The sequence below is a fragment of the Sphingomonas sp. KRR8 genome (assembly GCF_023559245.1).
GTDB lineage: Bacteria > Pseudomonadota > Alphaproteobacteria > Sphingomonadales > Sphingomonadaceae > Sphingomicrobium.
In genome coordinates this window covers 1,174,025-1,196,233 of sequence record NZ_CP097462.1, presented here as the reverse complement: position 1 = coordinate 1,196,233, position 22,209 = coordinate 1,174,025, and the positions used below count along the sequence as shown (strand labels likewise).

The 22,209-nt window shown below is 63.3% G+C and carries 24 protein-coding genes and 1 pseudogene; 13 read left to right on the top strand and 12 right to left on the bottom strand.

The window, feature by feature from the left end; genetic code table 11:
• Positions 1–161 precede the first annotated feature (161 nt).
• A pseudogene (locus M8312_RS14505) lies at positions 162–278 on the top strand (PEPxxWA-CTERM sorting domain-containing protein); the annotation flags it as partial.
• Between the two features lie 23 nt (positions 279–301).
• Here the strand turns inward: M8312_RS14505 and M8312_RS06015 are convergent.
• The 3 genes from M8312_RS06015 to map all read right to left on the bottom strand — a co-directional run bounded on the left by M8312_RS06015 (position 302) and on the right by map (position 1,765).
• Positions 302–514, bottom strand: coding sequence for a helix-turn-helix domain-containing protein (locus M8312_RS06015; RefSeq protein WP_250119468.1), 213 nt, complete (start codon positions 512–514; stop codon positions 302–304).
• Positions 515–529: 15 nt separating this feature from the next.
• Positions 530–868, bottom strand: a complete 339-nt coding sequence (locus M8312_RS06010; RefSeq protein WP_250119467.1) for a P-II family nitrogen regulator — start codon at positions 866–868, stop codon at positions 530–532.
• Positions 869–934: 66 nt separating this feature from the next.
• The gene (map, locus tag M8312_RS06005) at positions 935–1,765 is read right to left on the bottom strand and encodes a type I methionyl aminopeptidase (protein WP_250119466.1); all 831 of its coding nucleotides are present in this window, start codon (positions 1,763–1,765) and stop codon (positions 935–937) included.
• A gap of 86 nt (positions 1,766–1,851) precedes the next feature.
• On the opposite strand from map, the gene M8312_RS06000 reads away from it, so the two are divergent.
• Complete coding sequence (locus M8312_RS06000; RefSeq protein ID WP_250119465.1) at positions 1,852–2,610, top strand: competence/damage-inducible protein A; 759 nt, start codon at positions 1,852–1,854, stop codon at positions 2,608–2,610.
• Here the strand turns inward: M8312_RS06000 and M8312_RS05995 are convergent.
• The 4 genes from M8312_RS05995 to M8312_RS05980 all read right to left on the bottom strand — a co-directional run bounded on the left by M8312_RS05995 (position 2,583) and on the right by M8312_RS05980 (position 6,453).
• The gene (locus M8312_RS05995) at positions 2,583–2,840 is read right to left on the bottom strand and encodes a hypothetical protein (protein WP_250119464.1); all 258 of its coding nucleotides are present in this window, start codon (positions 2,838–2,840) and stop codon (positions 2,583–2,585) included. The two genes, M8312_RS06000 and M8312_RS05995, sit on opposite strands and share 28 nt — an antisense overlap.
• A 38-nt stretch (positions 2,841–2,878) precedes the next feature.
• On the bottom strand, positions 2,879–3,244 hold the full coding sequence (locus tag M8312_RS05990; protein WP_250119463.1) for a DUF4440 domain-containing protein: 366 nt from the start codon (positions 3,242–3,244) through the stop codon (positions 2,879–2,881).
• Positions 3,245–3,314: 70 nt separating this feature from the next.
• Positions 3,315–4,541 (bottom strand): MFS transporter, encoded by a 1,227-nt coding sequence (locus tag M8312_RS05985; RefSeq protein ID WP_250119462.1) that lies wholly within the window; start codon positions 4,539–4,541, stop codon positions 3,315–3,317.
• A gap of 7 nt (positions 4,542–4,548) precedes the next feature.
• Positions 4,549–6,453: a CocE/NonD family hydrolase gene (locus M8312_RS05980; RefSeq protein WP_250119461.1), complete on the bottom strand. Its 1,905-nt coding sequence runs from the start codon at positions 6,451–6,453 to the stop codon at positions 4,549–4,551.
• 232 nt (positions 6,454–6,685) lie between these two features.
• On the opposite strand from M8312_RS05980, the gene cyoA reads away from it, so the two are divergent.
• From cyoA to M8312_RS05950, 6 genes are all read left to right on the top strand, one after another.
• Positions 6,686–7,603, top strand: coding sequence for a ubiquinol oxidase subunit II (gene cyoA, locus M8312_RS05975; RefSeq protein WP_284070206.1), 918 nt, complete (start codon positions 6,686–6,688; stop codon positions 7,601–7,603).
• On the top strand, positions 7,604–9,610 hold the full coding sequence (cyoB, locus tag M8312_RS05970; RefSeq protein WP_250119459.1) for a cytochrome o ubiquinol oxidase subunit I: 2,007 nt from the start codon (positions 7,604–7,606) through the stop codon (positions 9,608–9,610).
• Complete coding sequence (locus M8312_RS05965) at positions 9,607–10,278, top strand: cytochrome (ubi)quinol oxidase subunit III (protein WP_250119458.1); 672 nt, start codon at positions 9,607–9,609, stop codon at positions 10,276–10,278. The genes cyoB and M8312_RS05965 overlap by 4 nt, the downstream gene beginning before the upstream one ends.
• Complete coding sequence (gene cyoD, locus M8312_RS05960) at positions 10,275–10,682, top strand: cytochrome o ubiquinol oxidase subunit IV (protein ID WP_250119457.1); 408 nt, start codon at positions 10,275–10,277, stop codon at positions 10,680–10,682. Before M8312_RS05965 ends, cyoD begins: the two co-directional genes overlap by 4 nt.
• Before the next feature lie 356 nt (positions 10,683–11,038).
• Positions 11,039–11,419 carry a hypothetical protein gene (locus M8312_RS05955; protein ID WP_250119456.1) on the top strand — a complete coding sequence of 127 codons (381 nt, stop codon included), beginning with the start codon at positions 11,039–11,041 and terminating at the stop codon, positions 11,417–11,419.
• Positions 11,420–11,475: 56 nt separating this feature from the next.
• On the top strand, positions 11,476–11,883 hold the full coding sequence (locus M8312_RS05950) for a hypothetical protein (protein ID WP_250119455.1): 408 nt from the start codon (positions 11,476–11,478) through the stop codon (positions 11,881–11,883).
• Between the two features lie 32 nt (positions 11,884–11,915).
• Here the strand turns inward: M8312_RS05950 and M8312_RS05945 are convergent, their stop codons facing one another.
• The 3 genes from M8312_RS05945 to M8312_RS05935 form a co-directional block, all read right to left on the bottom strand.
• Positions 11,916–13,259, bottom strand: coding sequence for an HD-GYP domain-containing protein (locus M8312_RS05945; protein ID WP_250119454.1), 1,344 nt, complete (start codon positions 13,257–13,259; stop codon positions 11,916–11,918).
• 209 nt (positions 13,260–13,468) lie between these two features.
• The gene (locus M8312_RS05940) at positions 13,469–14,236 is read right to left on the bottom strand and encodes an alpha/beta fold hydrolase (RefSeq protein WP_250119453.1); all 768 of its coding nucleotides are present in this window, start codon (positions 14,234–14,236) and stop codon (positions 13,469–13,471) included.
• Positions 14,237–14,316: 80 nt separating this feature from the next.
• A complete protein-coding gene (locus M8312_RS05935; protein ID WP_250119452.1) occupies positions 14,317–14,670 on the bottom strand; it encodes a response regulator in 354 nt (117 codons plus the stop codon).
• 464 nt (positions 14,671–15,134) lie between these two features.
• On the opposite strand from M8312_RS05935, the gene M8312_RS05930 reads away from it, so the two are divergent.
• Together M8312_RS05930 and M8312_RS05925 are read left to right on the top strand one after the other, a co-directional pair.
• Positions 15,135–15,779, top strand: coding sequence for a PEPxxWA-CTERM sorting domain-containing protein (locus M8312_RS05930; protein ID WP_250119451.1), 645 nt, complete (start codon positions 15,135–15,137; stop codon positions 15,777–15,779).
• Between the two features lie 666 nt (positions 15,780–16,445).
• Entirely contained in the window at positions 16,446–17,528 is a 1,083-nt protein-coding gene (locus tag M8312_RS05925) for a M23 family metallopeptidase (protein WP_250119450.1), read from the top strand.
• Here M8312_RS05925 and M8312_RS14480 read toward each other — a convergent pair.
• Complete coding sequence (locus M8312_RS14480) at positions 17,525–17,812, bottom strand: MerR family transcriptional regulator (RefSeq protein WP_349773300.1); 288 nt, start codon at positions 17,810–17,812, stop codon at positions 17,525–17,527. The two genes, M8312_RS05925 and M8312_RS14480, sit on opposite strands and share 4 nt — an antisense overlap.
• 227 nt (positions 17,813–18,039) lie before the next feature.
• Between M8312_RS14480 and M8312_RS05915 the strand changes: the two genes are divergently transcribed.
• On the top strand, positions 18,040–18,789 hold the full coding sequence (locus tag M8312_RS05915; RefSeq protein WP_250119715.1) for a glutaredoxin family protein: 750 nt from the start codon (positions 18,040–18,042) through the stop codon (positions 18,787–18,789).
• 431 nt (positions 18,790–19,220) lie between these two features.
• Here M8312_RS05915 and M8312_RS05910 read toward each other — a convergent pair whose 3' ends face one another.
• Positions 19,221–19,559: a hypothetical protein gene (locus M8312_RS05910; RefSeq protein ID WP_250119449.1), complete on the bottom strand. Its 339-nt coding sequence runs from the start codon at positions 19,557–19,559 to the stop codon at positions 19,221–19,223.
• Positions 19,560–19,683: 124 nt separating this feature from the next.
• On the opposite strand from M8312_RS05910, the gene M8312_RS05905 reads away from it, so the two are divergent.
• Complete coding sequence (locus tag M8312_RS05905; protein ID WP_250119448.1) at positions 19,684–21,072, top strand: hypothetical protein; 1,389 nt, start codon at positions 19,684–19,686, stop codon at positions 21,070–21,072.
• A 49-nt stretch (positions 21,073–21,121) separates the two neighbouring features.
• A complete protein-coding gene (locus M8312_RS05900) occupies positions 21,122–21,748 on the top strand; it encodes a c-type cytochrome (protein ID WP_250119447.1) in 627 nt (208 codons plus the stop codon).
• The last annotated feature ends 461 nt before the right edge of the window (positions 21,749–22,209 follow it).

Here is a 22,209-nt window from a genome sequence, read left to right as displayed (position 1 = left end):
CTCCCGGAGGGCGGATCGGTGCTGAGCACCGGCACCTACACATTGGCGCCAACGGCCAGAACTTCTTCAGTGCGCTCGGTGGCGCCTTCACCAGCGTGACGATCAGCACCACTTCGCAACTCAGCGATGTGCGGCAGATTCGTCTGGGCGGCATCCAGGCAGCGGCGGCCGTTCCCGAGCGGGCGACCTGGGCGCTGATGCTGATGGGCTTGGGCGCGGTCGGCTTCTCGATGCGCCGCCGGCGCGTGACGGCCCGGCCGACGGCTCAGATGGCGTAATTGTTTCGTGGGCTGGAGCCGCGTCAGAAGGCGCGGCGCTGGGCCTGCAGCAACATCCGGAGCAACATGGCGACGGGGCGGGGGACACCGACCTTGCCCTCGAGCCACAAGGAAACGGCCGAGCGGCTGACGCCGATCGCCTCGGCCAACTCGGCCTGCGTGCGATAGCCAAGCCCGCGCATGTGGGTGCGCAGTTCGTCGGGGCTCATCGAGGCGAGACGGGGATCGGGGGCCATTACGCTTGCGCCACCTTAGATCGCGTCATGCCCCCGGTCGCCAGTGCGGATGCGGATGGCGTCCGAAACATCCGACACGAAGATCTTGCCGTCGCCGATGCGGCCGGTGCGGGCAGCGGTCATGATCGCGTCCACGACATTGTCGACCAGACCGCTTTCGACCACCACCTCGACCTTCACCTTGGGCAGGAAATCGATCACATATTCGGCGCCGCGGTAGAGCTCTGTATGGCCCTTCTGCCGGCCGAAGCCCTTGACCTCGGTGACGGTCATGCCGCTGACGCCCACGTCGTGAAGCGCGTCCTTCACGTCGTCGAGCTTGAACGGCTTGATGATGGCTTCGATCTTCTTCACTCAGCCCTCACTCCTGCTGCGCGAACGAGCATAGAGCCCTCGCGCACGGTGAGGCAATCCGCCGCCTTACGCGTAGGGCGGTTTGTGCAGGCCGGCGGGGCTGAGCGTAAAGATCTCGCAGCCGTCCTCGGTGATGCCGATGGAATGTTCGAACTGGGCCGACAGTTGGCGGTCGCGGGTGACCGCCGTCCAGCCGTCCTCGAGGATCTTGGCATCGGGCCGGCCGATGTTGATCATCGGCTCGACCGTGAAGAACATGCCGGGGCGAAGCTCGGGCCCCGTGCCGGCACGACCGGCGTGGACCACCTCGGGGCTGTCATGGAACAGCCGGCCAAGGCCATGCCCGCAGAAATCGCGGACGACCGAATAGCGCTGTTTTTCCGCATGTTGCTGGATGGCGGCGCTGATGTCGCCGAGGCGGTTGCCGGGCTTGGCCTGTTCCAGCCCCAGCATCAGGCATTCGTAGGTAATGTCGACCAGCCGCCGGGCCTTCACCGACACGTCCCCTACCAGGTACATGCGGCTGCTGTCGCCGTGCCAGCCGTCGAGGATGGGCGTCACGTCGATGTTGACGATGTCGCCGTCCTTCATCGCCTTGTCAGCCGGAATGCCGTGACAGATGACGTGGTTGATCGAGGTGCAGCAGCTGTGCGTGTAGCCGCGATAGCCAAGCGTGGCGGGGACACCGCCGCCGGCGCGGATGCGCTGGTAAACGAAGTCGTCGATCTCGGCGGTGGTCACGCCCGGCTGGACCAGCGGGACCAGCGCGTCGAGCACTTCGGCGGCGAGCCGACCGGCGGCGCGCATTCCAGCGAAGCCTTCGGGTCCGTGAAGCTTGATGACCCCGTTGCGCGCCTCGCTGCGGTCATCGGCGCCGATGGTGATGTATTGCGTCATGGCCGATACATAGGAGGCGGTCGCCGTAAAGTCATGGCCTCAAGACCAGACTTGTGGGGGCAGGAGGCCGGTTCTAGGTCGACCCGATGACCGACAGCCGCACCTGGACCGCCGCCCTGCTGATCATCGGGGACGAGATCCTCTCGGGACGGACGCAGGACAAGAATGTGGCGCAGATCGCCAGCTGGCTGAACGTGCAGGGCATTCGGCTGAGCGAGGTTCGGGTGGTGCCCGACGTGGAGGCGAAGATTGTCGCGGCGGTGCAGGCGCTACGGGCCGAGAACGACTATCTGTTCACCACCGGCGGCATTGGGCCGACCCATGACGACATCACGGTGGATGCGATCGCGGCGGCACTGGGCGTGGGCGTGGTGGTCCATCCGGACGCCCGGGCGATCCTCGAACATTATTATGCGAACCGGGGCGGGCTGACCGACGCGCGCTTGCGGATGGCGCGGGTGCCGGAGGGGGCGGAGCTGATCGCCAATCCGGTGAGCGGCGCGCCGGGCATCCGCTGGCAGAACATCTTCATCCTTGCGGGCGTGCCGCACATCACCGCCGGCATGCTCGCCGGGCTGACGGGCCAGATCGAGGGCGGACGCCCGATAGTCAGCGCAACGGTGGGCGCAATGGCGCCCGAGAGCGAAGTCGCCGACCTCCTGCGCGAAACCGAGCGAGCCAATCCGGGCGTCAGCATCGGCAGCTACCCCTTCTTCCGCGAAGGCAGGACGGGCGCCAACTTCGTCGTCCGCTCAGAGGATGGTGAGCTGGCGCAGGCGACGGCCGACCTGCTCGCCGCGAGCCTCGAGAGCGCCGGCTATCCGGCCGTGCCGGGCGGGATCTGAAGGCTGGCATACCAGTCGGCGTAAGGCGTGTTCTTCGCCAGATGCCGGTTCCAGTCTGGTGCGCCGTCGTCCCACCACACGGGGCCGCGCTCCCCGAGCGCGCGCTTGGTGCGATCGACCTCGGCGCGGTCGCGGGTGCGGCGGGCGACCATCAACTCCTTCACCAGCACGGCCCGGCGCTCCGCGTTCAGCGCCGGGTTGCTGCAGCGCCACAGCCGGCCGCGCACCACGAAGTAGCGGCCGTCGGGCGTGACCGGATATTCGGCCGTCAGGCGTCGACCATGGCCGTGGGTGGGACGACCTGGCTGTGCTGGACCACGGTCCAGTCGTCATGCCCCCGGCGTATCATGGTGGAGCTGGCATAGCAGCGATAGGTTTCGTCGCCGCGCTTCGCCTCGACCTGATAGCCGATCACGATCAGACCCTCCTCGGGGCGAGAGACCTTCTGCTCGGAAAAGTTCACCTGATCCCAGACGGGGGTGTTCTTGACGGCCTGCCGAGCGGCGTCGCGTGAGAAGATGAAGGGTTCGGCGGGAAGGGCCATGACGACATTCTCGTCCACGAGCGTGTCGTAAACCTCGTCGCCGCCGCGCCAGAGCTTCTCTTCCATCTCCCAGATGCGGGCGTCTTCCATCTTCGTGTCTCCGTCGATCGGTTGAGGAGTGAACGAGCGGATGGCCGCAGCGGTTCAGGCGGCCTTTAGGTCAGGCCGCGACGGCATGGCGCTTGGGGGTGAGGGTCAGCGCGCCAAAGGTGAGGAGCGCGAAGCCGGCCGCGATGACGAAGGGGGCGCCGGGGAAATGGCGACCGTCGGCGGTGAAGTGGGCCAGCGCCGGGTTGTAGAGCAACGGTGCGATCACCGCGCCCAGCGACATGATGCTTCCGCCGATGCCCTGGATCTCGCCCTGTGCGTTGGCGGGTACGCGCTGGCTGAGCATGGCGGACAGGCTCGGCTGGACGAGGCTCTGCAGGGCCATCAACGGCAGGATGGCGAAGGCCACCAATGTCGAGGACGCGAAGGTGTAGCCGATGAAACCGACCGTCGCGGAGCAAAGCCCGATCTGCGCGGTATGCCGCTCCCCGAAGCGTCCGACTATTCGGCCGGTCAGGGTGCTCTGGACCACGGCCATCAGGATGCCGACGCAAGCGAGGCTGGCGCCGACCAGGGCCGGGGTCCAGTTGAACGCGGCGACGCCGTAGTAGGCCCAGATGCTGGGATAAACGAGGCTCGCGATCTGCCACAGCAGGTAGCAGGCGACGATCGGCTTGAGCGCTGGGGTGCGGGCGATCACGCCGAGCGCACCCAGAGGGTTCGCCCGTCGCGGGTCGAACGGGCGGCGCAGCTCCGGCCGCAGGGTCTCTGGAAAGACGGTGAGGCCGTAGACGAAGTTGATCCCGGCCAGCACCGCCGCCGCCACGAAGGGCGCGCGGGGGCCAAGCTCGCCAAGGAAGCCGCCGAGCGCCGGCCCGACCACGAAGCCGATCCCGAAGGCGGCGCCGACAAAGCCGAACAGCCGCGCGCGGTCCTCTGGCTCGGTGATGTCGGCCAGCGCCGCCTGGCACGGCCCGTAGGTTGAGCCGAAGATGCCGGCGAGCAGGCGGCCGAGGAACAGCAGCGGCAGCGTCTGGGCGAACACCATCAGCACATAGTCGATGCCGAGACAGGCGAGGCAGCCGAGGATGATCCGCCGTCGCCCGAAGCGGTCGCCAAGGTTGCCGATGGTCGGGCCGAGCAGGAATTGCGCCGCGGCGTAGGTCAGCGCCAGCCAGCCGCCGATCCGCGTCGCCTGCTCGATGCCGACGTGCCCGACATCCATCACCAGGTGCGGCAGCACCGGGATGACGATCCCGAAGCCGATCGCATCGATCAGGATCGTCACCAGCACGAAGGCCGCGGCGTGCGGCCGCGGAGAGGCGGCGGCTGTCGTCACCGCCGGCTCAGGGCGTCTTCACCACCGGCAGCCAGACGGCGCTGGCCTGCTCGCCGCCGCGCTCCAGCGTCACCGTGGCGGCGCGATAGTCGCTCTTCTTGGCCAGGAAGATGTTCGGCACGAACGTCTGCGGATTGCGGTCGTAGAGCGGGAACAGGCTCGACTGCACCTGCACCATGATCCGGTGGCCGGGCTGGAACACGTGGTTCACCGTCGGCAGGCGGAAACGGTAGCGCTGAACCTGGCCCGCCGGGATGGCGGTCGGGTTGGAGAAGCTGTTGCGGTAGCGGCCGCGGAAGATGTCGAGGCTGATCGGAAGCTGATAGCCGCCCATCTTGGTCTCGGTCGCGACTTCGTCCGGATAGACGTCGATCACCTTCACGACGAAGTCGCCGTCGGTGCCGGTCGTCTTGGCATAGATGTCGGCCACCGGCGGGCCGGAGACGCGCACCGCCGAGGTCAGCACCGGGCTGGTGTAGGTCATGACGTCCGTGCGCCCGTCGACTCCGCGCTGGTCACTGACCAGCCAGTCGCCCCAGCGGCCGTCGTCGAAGTTCACCGGCCGCGGCAGGTGCGGGACGGGCTTGTCGGGGTCGGACACGTAGCTGTCGCCGCCGGCCGCGCCCTTGTCCCAGCCGAGGCCGCCGCTTTCGCGCAGGTAGATGGGGGTGAGCGGCGCCGCGCAGCCCTGCTCGCAGGCCAGCGGCCACTGGCTGAGCTTGTCCCAATGGTTCTCGCCCGTGTTGTAGATGGCGGCCTGGGGCAGGTTCGCCGGCGGGCCATCCTTCAGATATTGATTGAACAGGGGCAGCACCATCTCCTCACGGAATTGGGCGGCGGTGTCGCCGTTCCAATTCAGCGGCCCGAGGCTGGTCCCGGTCCGGTTGACCTGGCTGTGCCGCCAGGGGCCCATCACCAGATAGTTGTTGCCGAGCTTGCCGGCGGCTTTCAGCGCCTCCCAGCTGTGGATCGCGCCGTACATGTCTTCCTGATCCCACAGCCCCTGTTCCCACAGGGTGGGCACGTTGGACGGATTGGCGGCGAGCATCTTGTCGAGCGCCTGGCCCTGCCAGAACTCGTCATAGGCGGGGTGCGCGACCATCCGCTGCCAGAACGGCAGCTGGTCGTAGCCCGACTTCTTGGCCCAGTCCCCGGCCGAGCCGACGGCGCGGAAGTTCTCGTAATCGTCGTAGCCGCCGCTCGGCGGCGCGTCGCCCGCGCCCTTGTAGCCGGTCTGGCTGCCGATCCAGCCGATGTTGGCGAGGCGGAAGGCGCCGTAATGGAACCAGTCGTCACCCATCCAGCCGTCGACCATCGGGCTTTCGGGCGCGGCGACCTTGAGCGCGGGGTGGGGGTGGAGGAGCGCCATCACCACGGTAAAGCCCTCGTAGGAGCTGCCGATCATGCCGACGCGGCCGTTCGACTGCGGAAGGTTGCGCTTGTTCACCAGCCAGTCGATCGTGTCGTAGGCGTCGGTGACGTGGTCAACCTTGGTGTTGTTGAGCGGGCCGACGACGGGGCGGGTCACGACATACTGGCCCTCTGAGCCGTACTTGCCGCGGACGTCCTGATAGACTCGGATGTAGCCGTTCTTGACGAAGATCTCGTCGGCCAGCGGCAGGGTCGAGAGCATGGACGGGCTGTCCATCCGGCTGGCCCGGCCCTTGGCGTTATAAGGCGTGCGGGTCAGGACGATCGGCGCGTTGACCGCATTCTTCGGGATGACGATCACGGTGTAGAGCTTGGTCCCGTCGCGCATCGGGATCATCACTTCGCGCTTGATGTAATCGCGATTGTCCGTCGGCGGCGTGAAGTTCTTCGGGATATCGCCGCTGGGCGGGGCGAGCAGCTGCGCCGGAGCGGCGGTGGCGGCGAGGGCGATTGAGGCGGTGAGCAGCAGCTTGAGCTTCACGAGGGCACGACTCCGCGAGGACTGGGCAAGGAGGCGGTTAGAGCCGTTCGTTTCGGCGCGCGCAACGGGGGGCGGTTACGACTGGACAAAGAGACAGGTCGCCTGGCGCGCCGCAAGCGCCTAAGTGGCCAAGCGGGGGGCAAGGAGTATCGTGTCCCGCATGTCCGCGAATTCATGCAGCCAGTCCGACGCCCGCGCGTTCCTGCGCCGATGTCGCAGAGGTTGTCGAACAATGGGTGACGGGCCGGGCACCACAAGGTTCCTTGCCCAGCGACTCGGCGCTCCGCTTGGCTTGATGAGCCTGCTTGGTGGTTGTTCGTCGGCGAGCGTGCTGAACCCGGCCGGCCCGATCGCGGGCGCCAATCGCACCATTCTCGTCAACGCGACCGTGATCATGCTGGTGATCATCGTGCCGACGATCATCGCCACCCTAGCCTTCGCCTGGTGGTACCGCGAGGGCAACGCGAAGGCCGACTACAAGCCGGACTTCGTCTACTCGGGCCGGATCGAGCTGCTGGTCTGGTCGATACCGCTGCTGACCATCATGTTCCTCGGCGGCGTGATCTGGATCGGGAGCCACCAGCTTGATCCGCACAAGCCGATCGCGGGCAAGACCGCGCCGCTGGAAGTGCAGGTGGTGGCGCTCGATTGGAAGTGGCTGTTCATCTACCCGCAGCAGGGCATCGCCACGGTCAACGTGCTGCCCCTGCCGGCCGGCGTTCCGGTGCACTTCCGGCTGACCTCCGCCAGCGTCATGAACACCTTCTTCATCCCTCGGCTTGGCAGCCAGATCTACACCATGAACGGGATGGAGACGCAGCTCTGGCTGCAAGCGGACAAGGTTGGCAGCTACCCGGGCCTGTCCGCCCACTTCAGCGGGGACGGATTCCCGCGCATGCGCTTCCAGGCCGTAGCGATGCCGCCGCAGCAGTTCGCCGCCTGGACCGCGCAGGCGCGGGCGGGCGGACGGGTACTGGACGCGCGGACCTATCCGCTCCTCGCCAAGCAGAGCCAGGGCGTGAAGCCGTTCACCATCGGGGCGGTTCAGCCGAACATCTTCGACGCGATCGTGCGTCAGCAATTGCCGCCGTCGGCCGGCCCCCAGGAGGGGCGCGGCGGGCCGGACGTCAAGCCGAGCGGAGGCAAGTAAATGCTGGGCAAGCTCACCTGGGCGGCTATTCCGGTCGACCAGCCCATCCCCCTGGCGGCGGCCGGCCTGGTCGGGCTGGTGCTGCTTGGCACGCTTGGCTGGATCACCTGGAAGGGCCACTGGCGTTACCTGTGGGACGAGTGGATCACGTCCGTCGACCACAAGCGCATCGGCGTCATGTATGTGGTGCTGGCGCTGGCGATGCTGATCCGCGGCTTCGTTGACGCCATTATGATGCGCACCCAGCAGGCGATGGCGGTGAATGCGCCGGGCTTCCTGCCGCCGGAGCACTACAACCAGCTATTCTCCGCCCATGGCACCATCATGATCTTCTTCGGTGCGATGCCGTTCATCATCGGGCTGATGAACTTCGTGGTGCCGCTGCAGCTGGGCGTCCGCGACGTGGCCTTCCCGACGCTCAACTCGGTCAGCTTCTGGCTGACCGCCGCGGGCGCGCTGCTGGTCAATGTCAGCCTGGTGGTGGGCGAGTTCGCGCGGACCGGCTGGCTTCCCTACGCACCCTTGTCGGAAACGGGTTACTCGCCGGGCGTGGGCGTCGATTATTACTTGTGGGCGATCCAGATTTCCGGCGTTGGAACACTGATGGCGGGGGTGAACCTCGTCACCACCATCCTCAAGATGCGGGCGCCGGGGATGAGCTACCTGCGGATGCCGATGTTCTGCTGGACCAGCCTCGCGTCCAACCTGCTGATCGTCGCGGCCTTTCCGATCCTGACCGCCACGCTGGCGATGCTGACGCTCGACCGCTACCTCGGCTTCCACTTCTTCACGAACACCGGTGGCGGCAACGCCATGATGTTCATGAACCTGATCTGGGCCTGGGGTCACCCGGAGGTCTACATCCTGATCTTGCCGGCGTTTGGAGTGTTCTCCGAAGTCATCTCAACCTTCAGCCGCAAGCCGCTGTTCGGCTATCGCTCGATGGTCGCGGCGACGCTGTTCATCTGCGTCGTCAGCTTCATGGTGTGGCTGCACCACTTCTTCACCATGGGCGCCGGCGCGGACGTCAACGCCGCCTTCGGCATCGCCACCAGCATCATCGCGGTCGGCACCGGCGTAAAGATCTTCAACTGGCTGTTCACGCTCTACGGCGGCAAGATCCGCTTCACCACGCCGATGTTGTGGTCGCTGGGGTTCATGACGACCTGGATCGTCGGGGGCATGACGGGCGTGCTGCTGGCCGTCCCGCCCGCCGACTTCGAGCTTCACAACAGCATGTTCCTGGTCGCCCACTTCCACAATGTGATCATCGCCGGCGTGCTGTTCGGCGCCTTCGCCGGGATGATCTTCTGGTTCCCCAAGGCGTTCGGTTTCACGCTGGACGAGCGGTGGGGGAAGTGGGCGTTCTGGCTGTCGATCACCGGCTTTGTCGTGGTGTTCACGCCGCTCTACATCCTTGGCCTCGACGGCATGACCCGCCGGCTGCAGAGCGTGGACAATCCGGCCTGGTCGCCATGGCTGTACGTGGCACTGCTCGGAATCGTCATCATGATGGCCGGCGTCGCGGCGCAGGTCGGCCAGCTGGTCGTCTCCATCCGCAACCGCGAGGCGCTGCGTGACCGCACCGGCGACCCGTGGGACGGCCGCAGCCTGGAATGGTCGACCACCTCGCCGCCACCGGTGTTCAACTTCGCGGTGCTTCCGAACGTCTCGGGCGAGGAAGCCTATTGGACGATCAAGGAGCGCGCGTTCGAGCAGCAGCAGCTCACCCCCAAGCCTGATTACGAGCCGATCCACATGCCCAGGAACAGCCCGACCGGCGTGGTCTGCGCCTTCTTCGCGACCTTCACCGGTTTTGCGCTGGTGTGGCATATCTGGTGGCTGGTGGTGCTGAGCCTGATCGGTGCCTATGCGACCTTCGTAGTGTTCGCCTGGCGCGACCACGACGAGTTCGAGATTCCGGCCGACGAGGTCGAGCGGCAGGACCGCATCCGGCGCGAGGAACGGCAGCGCTGGCTGGACCAGGGCCGGGAGGGCCTGGCATGAGCGCGCCTGCCGCCGCCCGCCCGCGCGATCCGTACCAGCTCGGCCACGGCCACGAGCATGGCCACGGCCACCACCATGCCACCGGCCATGGTGAGGGAGGGCCGGCGTCCAAGCGGATCATCACTGGCTACGGTTTCTGGATTTTCCTGCTCAGCGACTTCGTGGTCTTTTCCGGCTTCTTCGCGGCCTATGCGGTGCTTCGCGACCAGACGGCCGGAGGTCCCGCGATCCATGACATCGTTGATCCGGCGCGAGTCGCGTGGCAGACGGCGCTGCTCCTTCTGTCCAGCTTCACGGCCGGTCTCGGGAGCCTCGCCGCCCAACGCAAGAACCTCCTGTGGACGGAGCTCGCGCTGCTGGTCACCGGCCTGCTCGGCTTCGGCTTCCTCGCGCTCGAGTTCGCCGAGTTCGCCAGCATGGTACGCGAAGGCATGGGGCCGAACCGCAGCGCCTTCCTGTCGTCCTTCTTCGCGCTGGTCGGCTGCCACGGGCTGCACGTGTCCGCCGGGCTGCTGTGGCTCGGAACGATGATGGCGCAGATCTGGGCCAAGGGGTTCCGGGCCGACATCCAGCGCCGGCTGCTGTGCTTCAACCTGTTCTGGCACGCGCTCGACATCATCTGGGTGGCGATCTTCACCATGGTCTATCTGATGGGACTGGTCATATGAGCGAGGCAACGAGCAACGATCATCGGGGCCGCGACGACCACGACCTCGCGCCCGGCGACGAGGAGATCAACCAGCACGAGCCGGGCGGCGGGCTGACCGGCTATCTGATCGGGCTGGCGCTGGCCGGCGGCCTCACGGCGGCGTCCTTTCTGGTGCTGACCTCGACGGTGATCTGGCAGCCTGCCATCCCCGCCGCGCTGATCGCGCTGGCGATCGCACAGATGGGCGTGCACCTGGTGTTCTTCCTTCACATCACTACCGGACCCGACAACACCAACAACGTGCTGGCGCTGGCGTTTGGCGTGCTGATCGTCGGGCTGGTGCTGCTCGGCTCGATGTGGATCATGGCGCACCTCAGCCATCAGGTAATGCCGATGGGCGAGCTGATGAACAGGATGCGGTAAGAGAAGGGCGGACGGCCTCCAAGCGATTTGACTTGACCTCTTTGCCCGCGAGCACCGCTGAAGCCTCTGATGTATCTGAAGAGTGCTCCCGGGGGCCCTCAAGGCGGACTGTCGTTGGATCTTGCGTTTAGCCCCGCACCAAGTCTGCTTATGGTGGATTCGGAATGGCTGCTATCGGGTGAGCACTGGCTGAAAGCCGACACTCCGTCATGTGGTGCTGAGCGGCGCCTCAGCGCCCTTCCACGACAATCAGGCCGGCCCGGCGATCACCCGTGAGCGGACGTTCGTTCAGCTAAATAGCTAATGTCTGCCTTCGACCCATTGCGGACATTCGGCCATTCGGTCACTCTCAGAGCATGGCACGGCTGACCCGGACGAAGGCGCTGATAGTGATCACCGTGATTTTGGCTGGCGCTCTTGTCTTCAACTGGCAGTCACTTCTCTTTGCCAGCGCGGTTGCAACATCAGACCAGCGGCCAACGCTGCTGCGCGAAGCTGAGTGGGGCCAATCCGCGACTGCGAAAGCGTTTAAGCAGCGCTTTCATGCCGGCAGTTCTGAGGCGAGCCTCCTTGCATGGCTGCAAGCCGAAACGTTCAAGACCAACAGGCAAGCGCATGAGGCAACTCTCAAGGTCGGGGGAGCACCTTGCGCCGAGGATGTGACCGTCACTTGGGCCGCTGATCGAGGCATCATCAACAAGGCAGATGCGTTCGTTACTGAAGCGGGGTGCCTCTAATTGGCGTCCGCTTTCGACCCATTGCAGACTTTAGGCACAGCGGTCACGGTGGTTGAATGGCACTCCCCAGAATAGTCCGATTGGCATTGGGGCTGCTCGTGTGTGCGGCGGGGGCGTATGCGGCGATTTATACGACGTTCGGTGCGAGTTGGTTTAGGTTGGGCAGCCGTGAGCTGGCGCAAGTGGAGGGTTGTTACGAAGTCTCAGGCCAGCGGCTTTTTAAGGTTTTAGGCGGCACGATACTTACCTCAAACGGAACATTCGGCTTTGAAGGGGCGCACGAAAAAGACCGAGACGTTTTGATCGTGGATGGTCCCATCCGCGTGGCGCGGCATCCACATCTGACGCTGGAACGCGAAGGCACTCTCACAAAGATTCCGATCTCATACGGGCAGCCGATGAGCCTCAGCCTTTGGGATGAGAGTAACCAGCCGGTTGAGGCACACCGCATCGAGTGTCACTGACGTCCGCTTTCGACCCATTGCGGACATTCCGCCTAGTGAATATTCGTTTTGAGCGCTTTCAAGCATTCAGGGTCGATGGCGCTTCCGACTGCCTCAGTCATGATAGCGATCGCTTCGTCGACCGACAGCGCCGCTCGGTAAGGCCGTTCCGAGACCAGCGCGTCGTAGAAGTCGCATGTGGTGATGATACGGGTGTCGCGGCTGATCGCGGCTCCCGAAATGGCAAGCGGGTAACCCGTGCCGTCGAGCCGCTCGTGATGCGCGGCTGCGACGTCAGCAAGATCCGCCAGTGCGCCGATACGTCCGAGGATCGCTCGCGTGTGAGCGGCGTGGCTTCGCATTTCGACCCACTCGCGCTCGTCCAGGCCGGCTGGCTTTTCCAGGATCGCGCTCGACACACCTAACTTGCCGACATCGTGAAGCACGGCAGCGCGGCGAAGCCAACGGGCGCGCTCCCGGCTCATGCCAAAAGCACCGGCCAAGCGCTCGCTCAACTGGCCAACGCGATGCGAATGGCCGGCCGTGAACGGGCTCTTGGCGTCGATGACCTGGCCGAAAGCATCGGCAATCGCATCGAGGTAGTTGTCATCCAGTGGCACTTCGTTTTCTTGGGGCGCCATCCGGACGACTCGGGCCTCGATCGTCGGCGACGCAAGCGCCGACCAGAACATCGTGGACGCGCTGACGGCTTCGAACGCCTGCACGAGGGCCGGGTCGAACCACACGCTACTGCGGCGCCGCGCCTCGTCGATGGCGGCGGCTGGACCAGCATGGACATGGAAAACGTCCACGACCTGCGCCAGCAGGGCAATTCGCGAGAATAGTGGAATGGCGTCCCCCCGCAGCCGGCCGGGCCGGCCCGAAGCATCCCAATGCTCGTCGAGGTGGTAGATGCCGTCGCAAACCGCATCGGGAAAGCGCAACGTGCGCGCGATGTCGGCACCCCGCGTACAGCGTGATACGATCATCTCCTGAGCAATGGCGTCCCCGTTGCGCAGGATGTTGCCGATGGCCGCCGCGCGCTGCCGTAACGGGCGCCCTTGCGCCGTCTTGCGGAACACGAAGTGGAGCGTCGCCGCCAGGCTGGTGCCAACCGTCTTGTAGCCCTGCTTGAAGGCTCGATCGTCCGCCTCGTAGAGCTCGCAGATGCGTGCCGCGTTGCTGCTGCAGCCAAGGTCTTTCAGGAGCAAAGTGTAGTAAAGATCGCCGAGGTCCTGCGACGACAGGCCGATCTGACGGCCCACCTGCATCCCGATCCAGCACGCGCGGATGCAATGGCCGGCAGGCTGCCCCTCGGTGAGATCGAGCGCGTAGCTAAAGGCGGCAATCACCTCGGCCCGGCTGGCAGTGGGAACGGCGATCGATCGGTGCAGCATTGCAACTCATTATCGATTCGCGATTAGCAGGCTCTTCAGGAGGATGGTAAATGCGGCGTGTAGGCCCGGGAGCGCGATGTTCTTCGATGCGCCGCAAGGTCAAACGTCCGCCGTCCACCCATTGCGGACACTCGGCTAGCGTCTGCTACGAAGCTACCCGCACCTTACTGACGCTGACTGGGCATCAGCCAGCAGTGCCGCGCGCGACCTCAGGCTGCCTCAAGAATCAAAGCGGCTGCCTTCGCAGGCTCATCCCACATCGGAAAATGACCGCTGTGTTCGAACCAGATCAGGCGTGATCCAGCGAAGACCTCATGCGCTCTGCCGGCCTGCCTGGGTAAGCACAAGCGATCGTGTCGGCCCCAGCCGATTGTCACCGCATTGGACTCGGTTGACCCCATCTGAGCCGGCCCATACGCCAAGTCGTGGATGAGGCTGTTTGCCGTTCGCGTGTTGGCGAGGCTGGCAAGCTCATGACCGACGAAGTTGCCATCAAGCGTCCAAGGCCTCGCCGATAATTGAGCCAGCAGCGCACTACGGCTGACCACGTTGCGGGATAGTGCAGGAAGCGCCGCTTTGAGCGCACGCAGCAAGGCAACGGAAGCCGTAAGCGTGGTACTTACGAGCGTTCTTTCCCACCCCTGCCAAAAGCCGCCCGGATCAAGGGCGACAGTCGGACCGGACAAGCCTCGCCGGTGCATCTCTAAGACGAGGCGTGCGCCCATTGAACTGCCAACCATGGGGACATTGCTGAGACCCTCGGCCGCAAGCCAATGCTCCATGCTTCGCACCAGGCCTTGGAAGGTGCCCGAGTCCGCTTCGGAAGGGGTCGCACCGTGGCCGGGTAAGTCTACCAAGATGAGCTCTCGGTTAGGGAGCAACGGCAGAATAGGAGTCCAGGCAGCTCGGCTGCTGCCCAGACCGTGAACGAGAAGAAGCGGTCGGCCGGTACCCCGGCGCTCAAAGGCGATGGTCATGCAAGGCCAACGAACGCCGCAAGGATCGGACCCTTCGGCTTTCAAAGAATGTCCGCTTTCCACCCAAGCGGCGGCTACTCTCAGGCGTTTTGCGACCTCAAGACATTACCCACCGCGGCCGCCAGTTGCTCCTGTTTAACCGGCTTTTGAACGACCACCGCGTTCGGAGCCCGATCTTGCAATTCGTCCGCATAGCCGGTGATAAAAACGACGGGGATGTGGCGGTCTTGGCAGATCTGCTCGACCGCCCTTACTCCATCGCCGGGTAGCAGGCGGACGTCTGCCGTAATCAAGTCTATCGTTTGTGCTCCTGCCCCCATTACGGCGGCGTCCTCGGAGCGGGCAAAGCTGAACGTGGTGAAGCCCAAGGGCTCCAGCATGTCCCGCAGTGACTGGCCGATCAGATACTCGTCTTCGATGATAAAGGCGTGCATGTCGCTCGGGTTCCTGCAGGTTCCTAAACGTGACTCATCTGTCGGCTTAACGACTTAGCGGTGCTGGGGTTGCAGTGCGTGACACAAAGCCAGACGACCAGTGAACGTTTCCCAGATGGGTCCACCACGACGGCTCGTTCGCGTCGTGACTAACAATGAGCCGCAACGTTGAGTGGAGGAGGAACGTAGCCCTCCGCCGATTTTCACGTCGCGCTGCCCAAGCATTGCGGCCCGGCTCTTCAGGGGGAAGTGAGCCGGGCCGACTTTACGTGATCCCCTCCGACTTGGGGCTGAGAGGATCACTTCGGCTTAATTCCAGAAGCTTTCGGGAGTTCCTCCGGTCGGTTTGAAAAGCGCTCGGGAACGGAAGGTTTGGACAGTGTCGAAATAGGACACTGCCCCGCTTCCCTCTCGCCTGCCGTCAGACTGCCGGTACGAAGGCGGAGAACTCGGAGGGGCTTTCAATGCGCATTTCTCATCTAGCATTCGCCGCAGCGGCTTTGGCCGGTGCAACCACTGCCAACGCGGCAGCTACTGTTACCTTCACGGGCGGCGCGGGCGTTCAGCCGGGTGAAAGCGTTTTTGCTACTTTCGACGGCGGTCTGCCGACCTATGGCGGCGTGTCAGGCTCCGGCTATGTTGTTCAAAGCGGGAGCAATGGACAGGGCGCAGACCCCGCTGTTGCTCCGACTGGTGACCCGTACCTCTCGGTTCTCGGCGGCGGAACGGCGACCTTTGATTTCGGTGCTGGTCTTTCGAGCATCGGCTTGGACTACGGTTCGGCGGATGCCTACAACACATTCATCCTGACCTTCCTGAATGGTCCCAACCAGATTTTCACCGGTTCGGATATCATTGCGAGCGCTGATGGTAATCAGACTGATCCCCGCACCAATGGGCGGCTGACGTTCACGAGCGTCGGCGACAATGCAATCACCAGCCTTACGTTGCAGTCCAGCGCCAACTCGCTCGAGGTCGACAATCTGGGCACCGTGGCTGCGGTACCCGAACCAGCTACCTGGGCACTCATGCTTATCGGCTTTGGCGGCGTTGGCTTCAGCATGCGCCGTGGCCGGCATGCGTCACCTCGTCTCACTGCTCTCGCATAAACCATCCGACGGGTCCCAATGTTGGATGAACGGTGGGCGGTCCTTCGGGGCCGCCCATTTCGTTGCAGGTACCTGATCGCGAGTTGCTTCCAAGCGTCGGTATTCGAATTCAACTCGACGCTGTGCCTCTTTAGGAAATCACCACCGCCGGTCATGATGGATAGACGAGGGATTAGTCAGATATACCGACGGTTGCTCAGTGGCCGTCCAACACTTGGACGGCTTTGTTAAACTCGCCGCGCAAGGGCTTTACTTTGCCAAGAAGCTACCGACTACGCGCGAGCCCGACAGACTTGTCCGCTGTTAGCCACCCCGAGAGAATTAATCGCGGGTGCAGCGTGCTTGCCGGTAGAGGCTGTTACGATAACGCTGCACGAGCCCGCCTAGCTTTCTTTTTCGGTTCCAACTGCCAGCAGACCGCGGCCTCATTTACATCGGTCAGCTTCATCATGCCGCAGTACTCACAGAACTAAGCGGTGCGGCGGCTTCAGATTCGTCTGAGCAGGTTTCGGTGGTATTCCAGCCGACAGCTGGGCCGTCGGGGCATCACATTCTTGATGTCCGCTTTCCACGCAAATCAGACGTTTCGCCTGCTCGGGTCTGCCGACGCATTGCCAACTCCTGTGATTTATGCGACCAACACACCCGATCTTTACCGGAGGTTTGATGGCAAAGATCCGCCTGCAAGTCCTCGCGACGACGACGTCACTACTCGGCATGAGCCAGCCGGCGATAGCGGGGGACCTGCCGCTCGACCTCTTCCTCAACCCATCCCAGGTCTGCGCCACGGATGGCGCTGGATCATATCCGAACGTCGACATCGTGATCGCAAACAGAGGTGACGAAACGCAGCAAATCGAGGAGCTGCATGCGGTAGTTCGAGATCAGCGTGGCCATATGCTCGAGCGGCGCATTCTGTGGCAGCAAAGCCTCGGCTTGTTATCAGGTGGTGGTCAGCTGAAGCCTAAATCGACGAACATCATCTATAACCCCTTCAGCTTTGCAGGTGACGTGGTCGGCAAGACTTTGACCTTCGAGGTGTTGCTGGCGGGAAAACGCGTGCCTCAGTCGGTCAGTACCGTGCCCGCGCGGTGCAGGAACAGCTACGTGCTGAAATTCCCAATTGCCGGCCGCGCGCTCATCTACGACGGCTACGATCAACTGTCCCACCATCGGCGCGGAGCTTATGATGACGACTGGTCTAAGCAGATGGGCATCCGCGACAACTTCCAACGCTTCGGCCTGGACATTGTTGTTGTCGACGAGACCGGCCGATACTTTTCAGGGGATGGCAGCCGGATGGACCAGTGGTTCGGCTGGGGAAAGCCGGTTCGCGCCGCCGCAAGTGGCGAGGTAGTTGCGGTTCACGATGGGCAGCCTGATAACGTCGTTATTGGTACGGTTGACCATTGGCTCGACCGCCCCTCGCGAAGCAATCCGATGTCCAGCTACGGGAACTACGTGCTGCTGCGGCACGCTCCTAGGGAGTTTACTCTCGTCGGGCACCTGAAGAACGGCAGCGTAGTTGTAAGACCCGGGGAGTTCATCCACACTGGCCAGCGATTAGGCGCGATGGGCAACTCTGGCGCCTCCGGCGGTGTGCATACACACTTCGAACGACGCTCTGCTTTCGGCTTGGCGGGCGTGACCACCAAGCCAGCTTACTTTACCGAATTGACGCAGGTCGGACGGGCGCCGGCAAAGTATCCCGTCGTCGTCGGGACGGGAGATGTTGTGGTTGCTCGCTAGAGGCACATCGCCTGACTTCCGGATCTGGCATACATGTAACTCGTATGTCTGCTTTCGACCCATTGCGGACATTCCTTCAGGAGCCGCGTTTTGCATGGCTGCATTCGTGAGCGAGGCGGGTCAGCGTGTCTCTGGCTCGCGGAAGCTGCTCGATCTTGGTCGTGAGTGCTTCGACACGCGCTAGGGTGAGCTGACGAGCCCGGGCTGCGATCTCCGCTTCCATCAGGCTCCAGAAGTTCTCTGATCTCCTCGAGAGTGAAGCCGGCCGCTTGCGCCTTCCGGATGAATTTGAACCTGCGAACGTCCTCACCACCCTAACGCCGGATACCTTGCTCCCGCGTTGGCTCGCTCAATAGACCTCTGCGCTGATAGAAGCTGATTGTCTCAACGCTGACGGCTCCAGCCGAAGCGAGTTTGCCCATCGTGAGCCAAGAAAGTCCTTGAGCCCGTACCATGGTACGGACCCTATATAGGCGCTGAGTTGATTACAACGGAGAGCGACATGTCTGACATGGCCAATCATCCCACCGCCACGAAGAGGGCTGTGCTCTACCGCATGGTGATGCCAACCCACACCTGCCCGTACGGCCTCAAGGCGAAGGACCTGCTTAAGCGCTCGGGCTACGAGGTAGAGGATCATCACCTGACGACGCGTGAGGAAACGGACGCGTTCAAGAGTGAGCACAACGTCCCGACGACTCCGCAGGTCTTCATCGGGGGCGAACGGGTAGGAGGTTATGATGACCTCAGGCGGTTCCTAGGCAAGCGACTAACGGACCCGAAGGCTACCACCTACCGGCCTGTAGTCGCTCTCTTCACCATGACAGCCCTCATGGCCATGGCGGCGAGCTATGCGGTGACAGGTGACGTGCTTTCGGCGCGTACCGTTCAGTGGTTCATCGCCATGTCAATGACGGTCCTTGCATTGCTCAAGCTGCAGAACGTCGAAACGTTCGCGACCATGTTCCTGAACTACGACCTGCTGGCAAAGCGGTGGGTGCGCTACAGCTACATCTATCCCTTCGCAGAAGGCGCGGCTGGCGTGTTGATGGTAGCCGGAGCGCTAACCTGGCTCGCTGTGCCGGTTGCTTTATTCATCGGCACTGTGGGAGCCATCTCCGTCTTCAAGGCAGTATATATCGACAAGCGTGAGCTGAAATGTGCGTGCGTCGGCGGTTCGAGTAACGTGCCACTTGGCTTCATTTCGCTGATCGAGAACCTGATGATGATCGGAATGGCGATCTGGATGGTGGCGATGTGAAGGGTTATGTGGGGCCGGTGCAAACGCTCGCTGCCAAATTGCTGCTTCTATTAGCGGTGCTGCTTATGCCGCTTGGCATGGCGTCGGCGGCTGCAACGGTGCCAGCTACCGATCACCAAGCTGCGATGGCCGGCATGGTGATGCAGCATTGTCCCGAACAGACGAACAAACGACATGGTAGCGATACCTTAGCGCCTTGCTCAATGGCCTGTGCTTCGGCCTTGCCCGCCCAAGATGCGGCCCACGGTGAGGCCCCCCGCACTGCCCGCCAGGTAGCATACCAAGTCGCGCGTTTGGCTCTGAGGGGGATTGAGATCGAGACCTCTACCCCTCCTCCAAAGACTGCCTGAGCTTCGAACGACCCAACGAAACTCAGGAGAACGACAATGATCACTTTGGTTATCGCCGCAGCCGCTGCTGCTGCTCAGCCCTCAACTCCCGCGCATTCGATGTCGGGCATGCACGCACAGCATGCACAGCATCGTGCCGCAGCCCCCAAGGACTGCTGCAAGGATTGCTGCAAAGACATGGCCAAGAAGCACTAAGGCCACGCAGTCCGCTAGTTGAGAAACCAGGGCAGGGGCGGCGCGCAATCGCGTCGCTCCTGTTTGGAGATGCACCGTGAGAATGAGTTTGCTTGTCGCCGTCAGCGCCTTCGCGCTGACGCCAGCCGCCGCGCATGCGCAGCACATGAACATGCCTGGCATGACGATGCCGATGCCTTCGAAGGCGTCCGCCAAAAAGGCGGCTCCCAAGAAGGTGACTACCAAGAAGAAGCCCGCAGCTAAGTCGACGGCTGGGACTAGGAAGCGTACTGCCAAGGCGACTGTCGGGGGAAGGTCGGCTCCCAAGAGTTCGGCGACCCCTTCAAGCCACGAGCCCATGGCTCACGGCATGACCATGCCGTTGGATCATCGTTCGATGCAGATGTCGCTGCCGACTCAAGAAGGCGCAGCGACATCGCCCGAACACTCAGCGATGCAGCACAGCATGACGATGCCCCCGCCGGCTGGTTCGAGCAGCGAGATGACCATGCCAATGGATCACGGGCAGATGGACCACTCGCAGATGGATCACGGCTCCATGGCTCAGATGAGCATGCCAATGAACGGGCACGGTCATCACATGGCGATGAACGGTGCGTTCGGCTCCTATCCGATGGAACGGGAAAGCTCAGGCACGGCGTGGCAACCCGATACGTCCGAGCACGAAGGTATGATGGCTATGTCGGGAGACTGGACGCTCATGGCTCATGGCGTGCTCAATCTTGTTGCCGATCATCAGGGTGGCCCTCGCGGCGCCGACAAGGTGTTTCCCTCAGGCATGCTCATGGGCATGGCGCGCCGTCCGCTCGGCAATGGAACGCTGCAGTTCAAGGCGATGCTCAGTCCTGACCCCGTGATGGGCCCGAGGGGCTATCCCTTGCTGCTCGCCAGCGGAGAGACGGCCAATGGCCGCGACCGGCTGATCGATCGGCAGCATCCCCATGACCTCTTCATGGAGTTGTCGGCGTCAGCGTCGCAGAACATCGGCCCGAAAAGCAGCGTCTTCGTCTACGCCGGACTTCCAGGCGAGCCGGCGTTTGGACCGCCGGCCTTCATGCATCGCGAGGCCATCATGGACTCGCCTGAGGCTCCGATCACGCATCACTGGCTTGACTCGACGCACATCAGCTTCGGCGTTCTAACGGCTGGCATAGTGCTAGACCGCTTCAAGGTTGAGGCCAGCCGCTTCAATGGCAGGGAGCCCGACGAGCACCGCTGGAACATTGAAACAGATCCGCTGGATTCGACCGCGGTTCGGGCATCTTGGAACCCCACTCGTACCTTGGCTCTCCAAGGCAGTTGGGGTCACTTCGTGGACCCTGAGGAGCTTGAGCCCGGCGTGAACCAGAAGAGGTGGTCGGCAAGCGCCTTGTGGGCGGATGAAGTCGCTCCCGGTTGGAAGCTTGCCGGCACTCTGGCCTGGGGTCGAAAGACTGCGCACGGGCATAGCGACGACGGCTTTGCTGCAGAGGCCTCTCTGAAGCGCCGGCAATGGACTGTCTTCGGCCGCGCTGAGCTGACGGAAAACCGTGAGCTGATCGATGTCGAGGATGGCCCTTCCTATCGGGTGGGCAAAGCCTCCCTAGGCGCCGTTCGCGACTTCAGGATCGCTGACCATCTCTCGTTCGGCGTTGGCGGGCTGGCCTCCGTTAACTTTGTCCCTGATGCCCTCGCACCTCTGTACGGCGGGCATCATCCGCTCGGTGCAATGGGCTTTGTCCGACTGAAGCTCAACTGAGGATAGAGCGATGGCACTGCTAAAGCGACATTTCCCGAGCGCTGCTTTCGTGGCGCTCTTTCTGATCCTCATGGCTGCGTTCGGCGGTATCTTCATCTATGCCGGTATCTACAACATCGGAGCTGACGCGCCGCACTCTCAGCTTGTCTATGGCTTGCTGAGGCAGTTACGGGAGCGTGCCATCGCGCGCCAATCGAGCGACATCGTTGCACCCAAGGATCTAGCAACGCCGGCTCGGATCGAAGCGGGGGCTGGCCTCTACCAGGAGATGTGCACGAGCTGCCATCTCGGGCCAGGCGTTGAGCCGTCGGAGCTGAGCCAAGGCCTTTACCCGGCAGCTCCAAACCTAACGACGACTGCCGCACGCTCAGCTGCTCAGCAGTTCTGGATCATCAAGCATGGGGTGAAGCTCAGTGCCATGCCTGCTTGGGGCAAGACCCACAATGATGAGCTGATCTGGGACATGGTGGCTTTCATCCGGCAGCTACCCAAGATGTCTCCGAAACAATACAGGGCGGCGATCGCGAGTGCTCCCGCTGATCACGACGAGATCATGACTGCTCATGGCATGGATACCGAAGCTCCTGTCGCTGGTCCGGATCACGCGCGTCAGGCAGGTCATGGCGAGCACGAGCAAGAGCACGAGCACGAGCACTCAGCGGAGCAAGTACACTGAAGCGGAACGTCCGCTTCCGACCCATTGCGGACATTTGCTCCACCTTGCAGTGTGCGCACGAAATGAGGAGGCGTGATGATCCTGCCGCTTTTGTTCGCCGCACTTGCAACCGGGCCGACCGATTGTCCGCCAAAGATGAAGGGCGTCGTGTGCTTCCACCAGGCACACATTCATTGCCCGCCCAACATGACGCTGACGCCAGCCGGATGTTGGGACGGACATCGATTGTTCGTTTACCGTTACACGACGAAGCGGACAACTTCAGCCGTGGTTGGAGTTCGTCACCGCTCTTAGAGCCACGCCTCGGCAATGAGGGCACCCGTATCGTGATGTCCGCTTTCCACCCATAGCGGTCGTCGGGTTTGAAGGCCGGGTGACTGTGACCACGCGCCTTGAACTGGCCGTTAGCAGAAGGTCGGTTCTCAAGCCTTGAAGCGCAGGAGCTGACCTTCGTTGAGTTG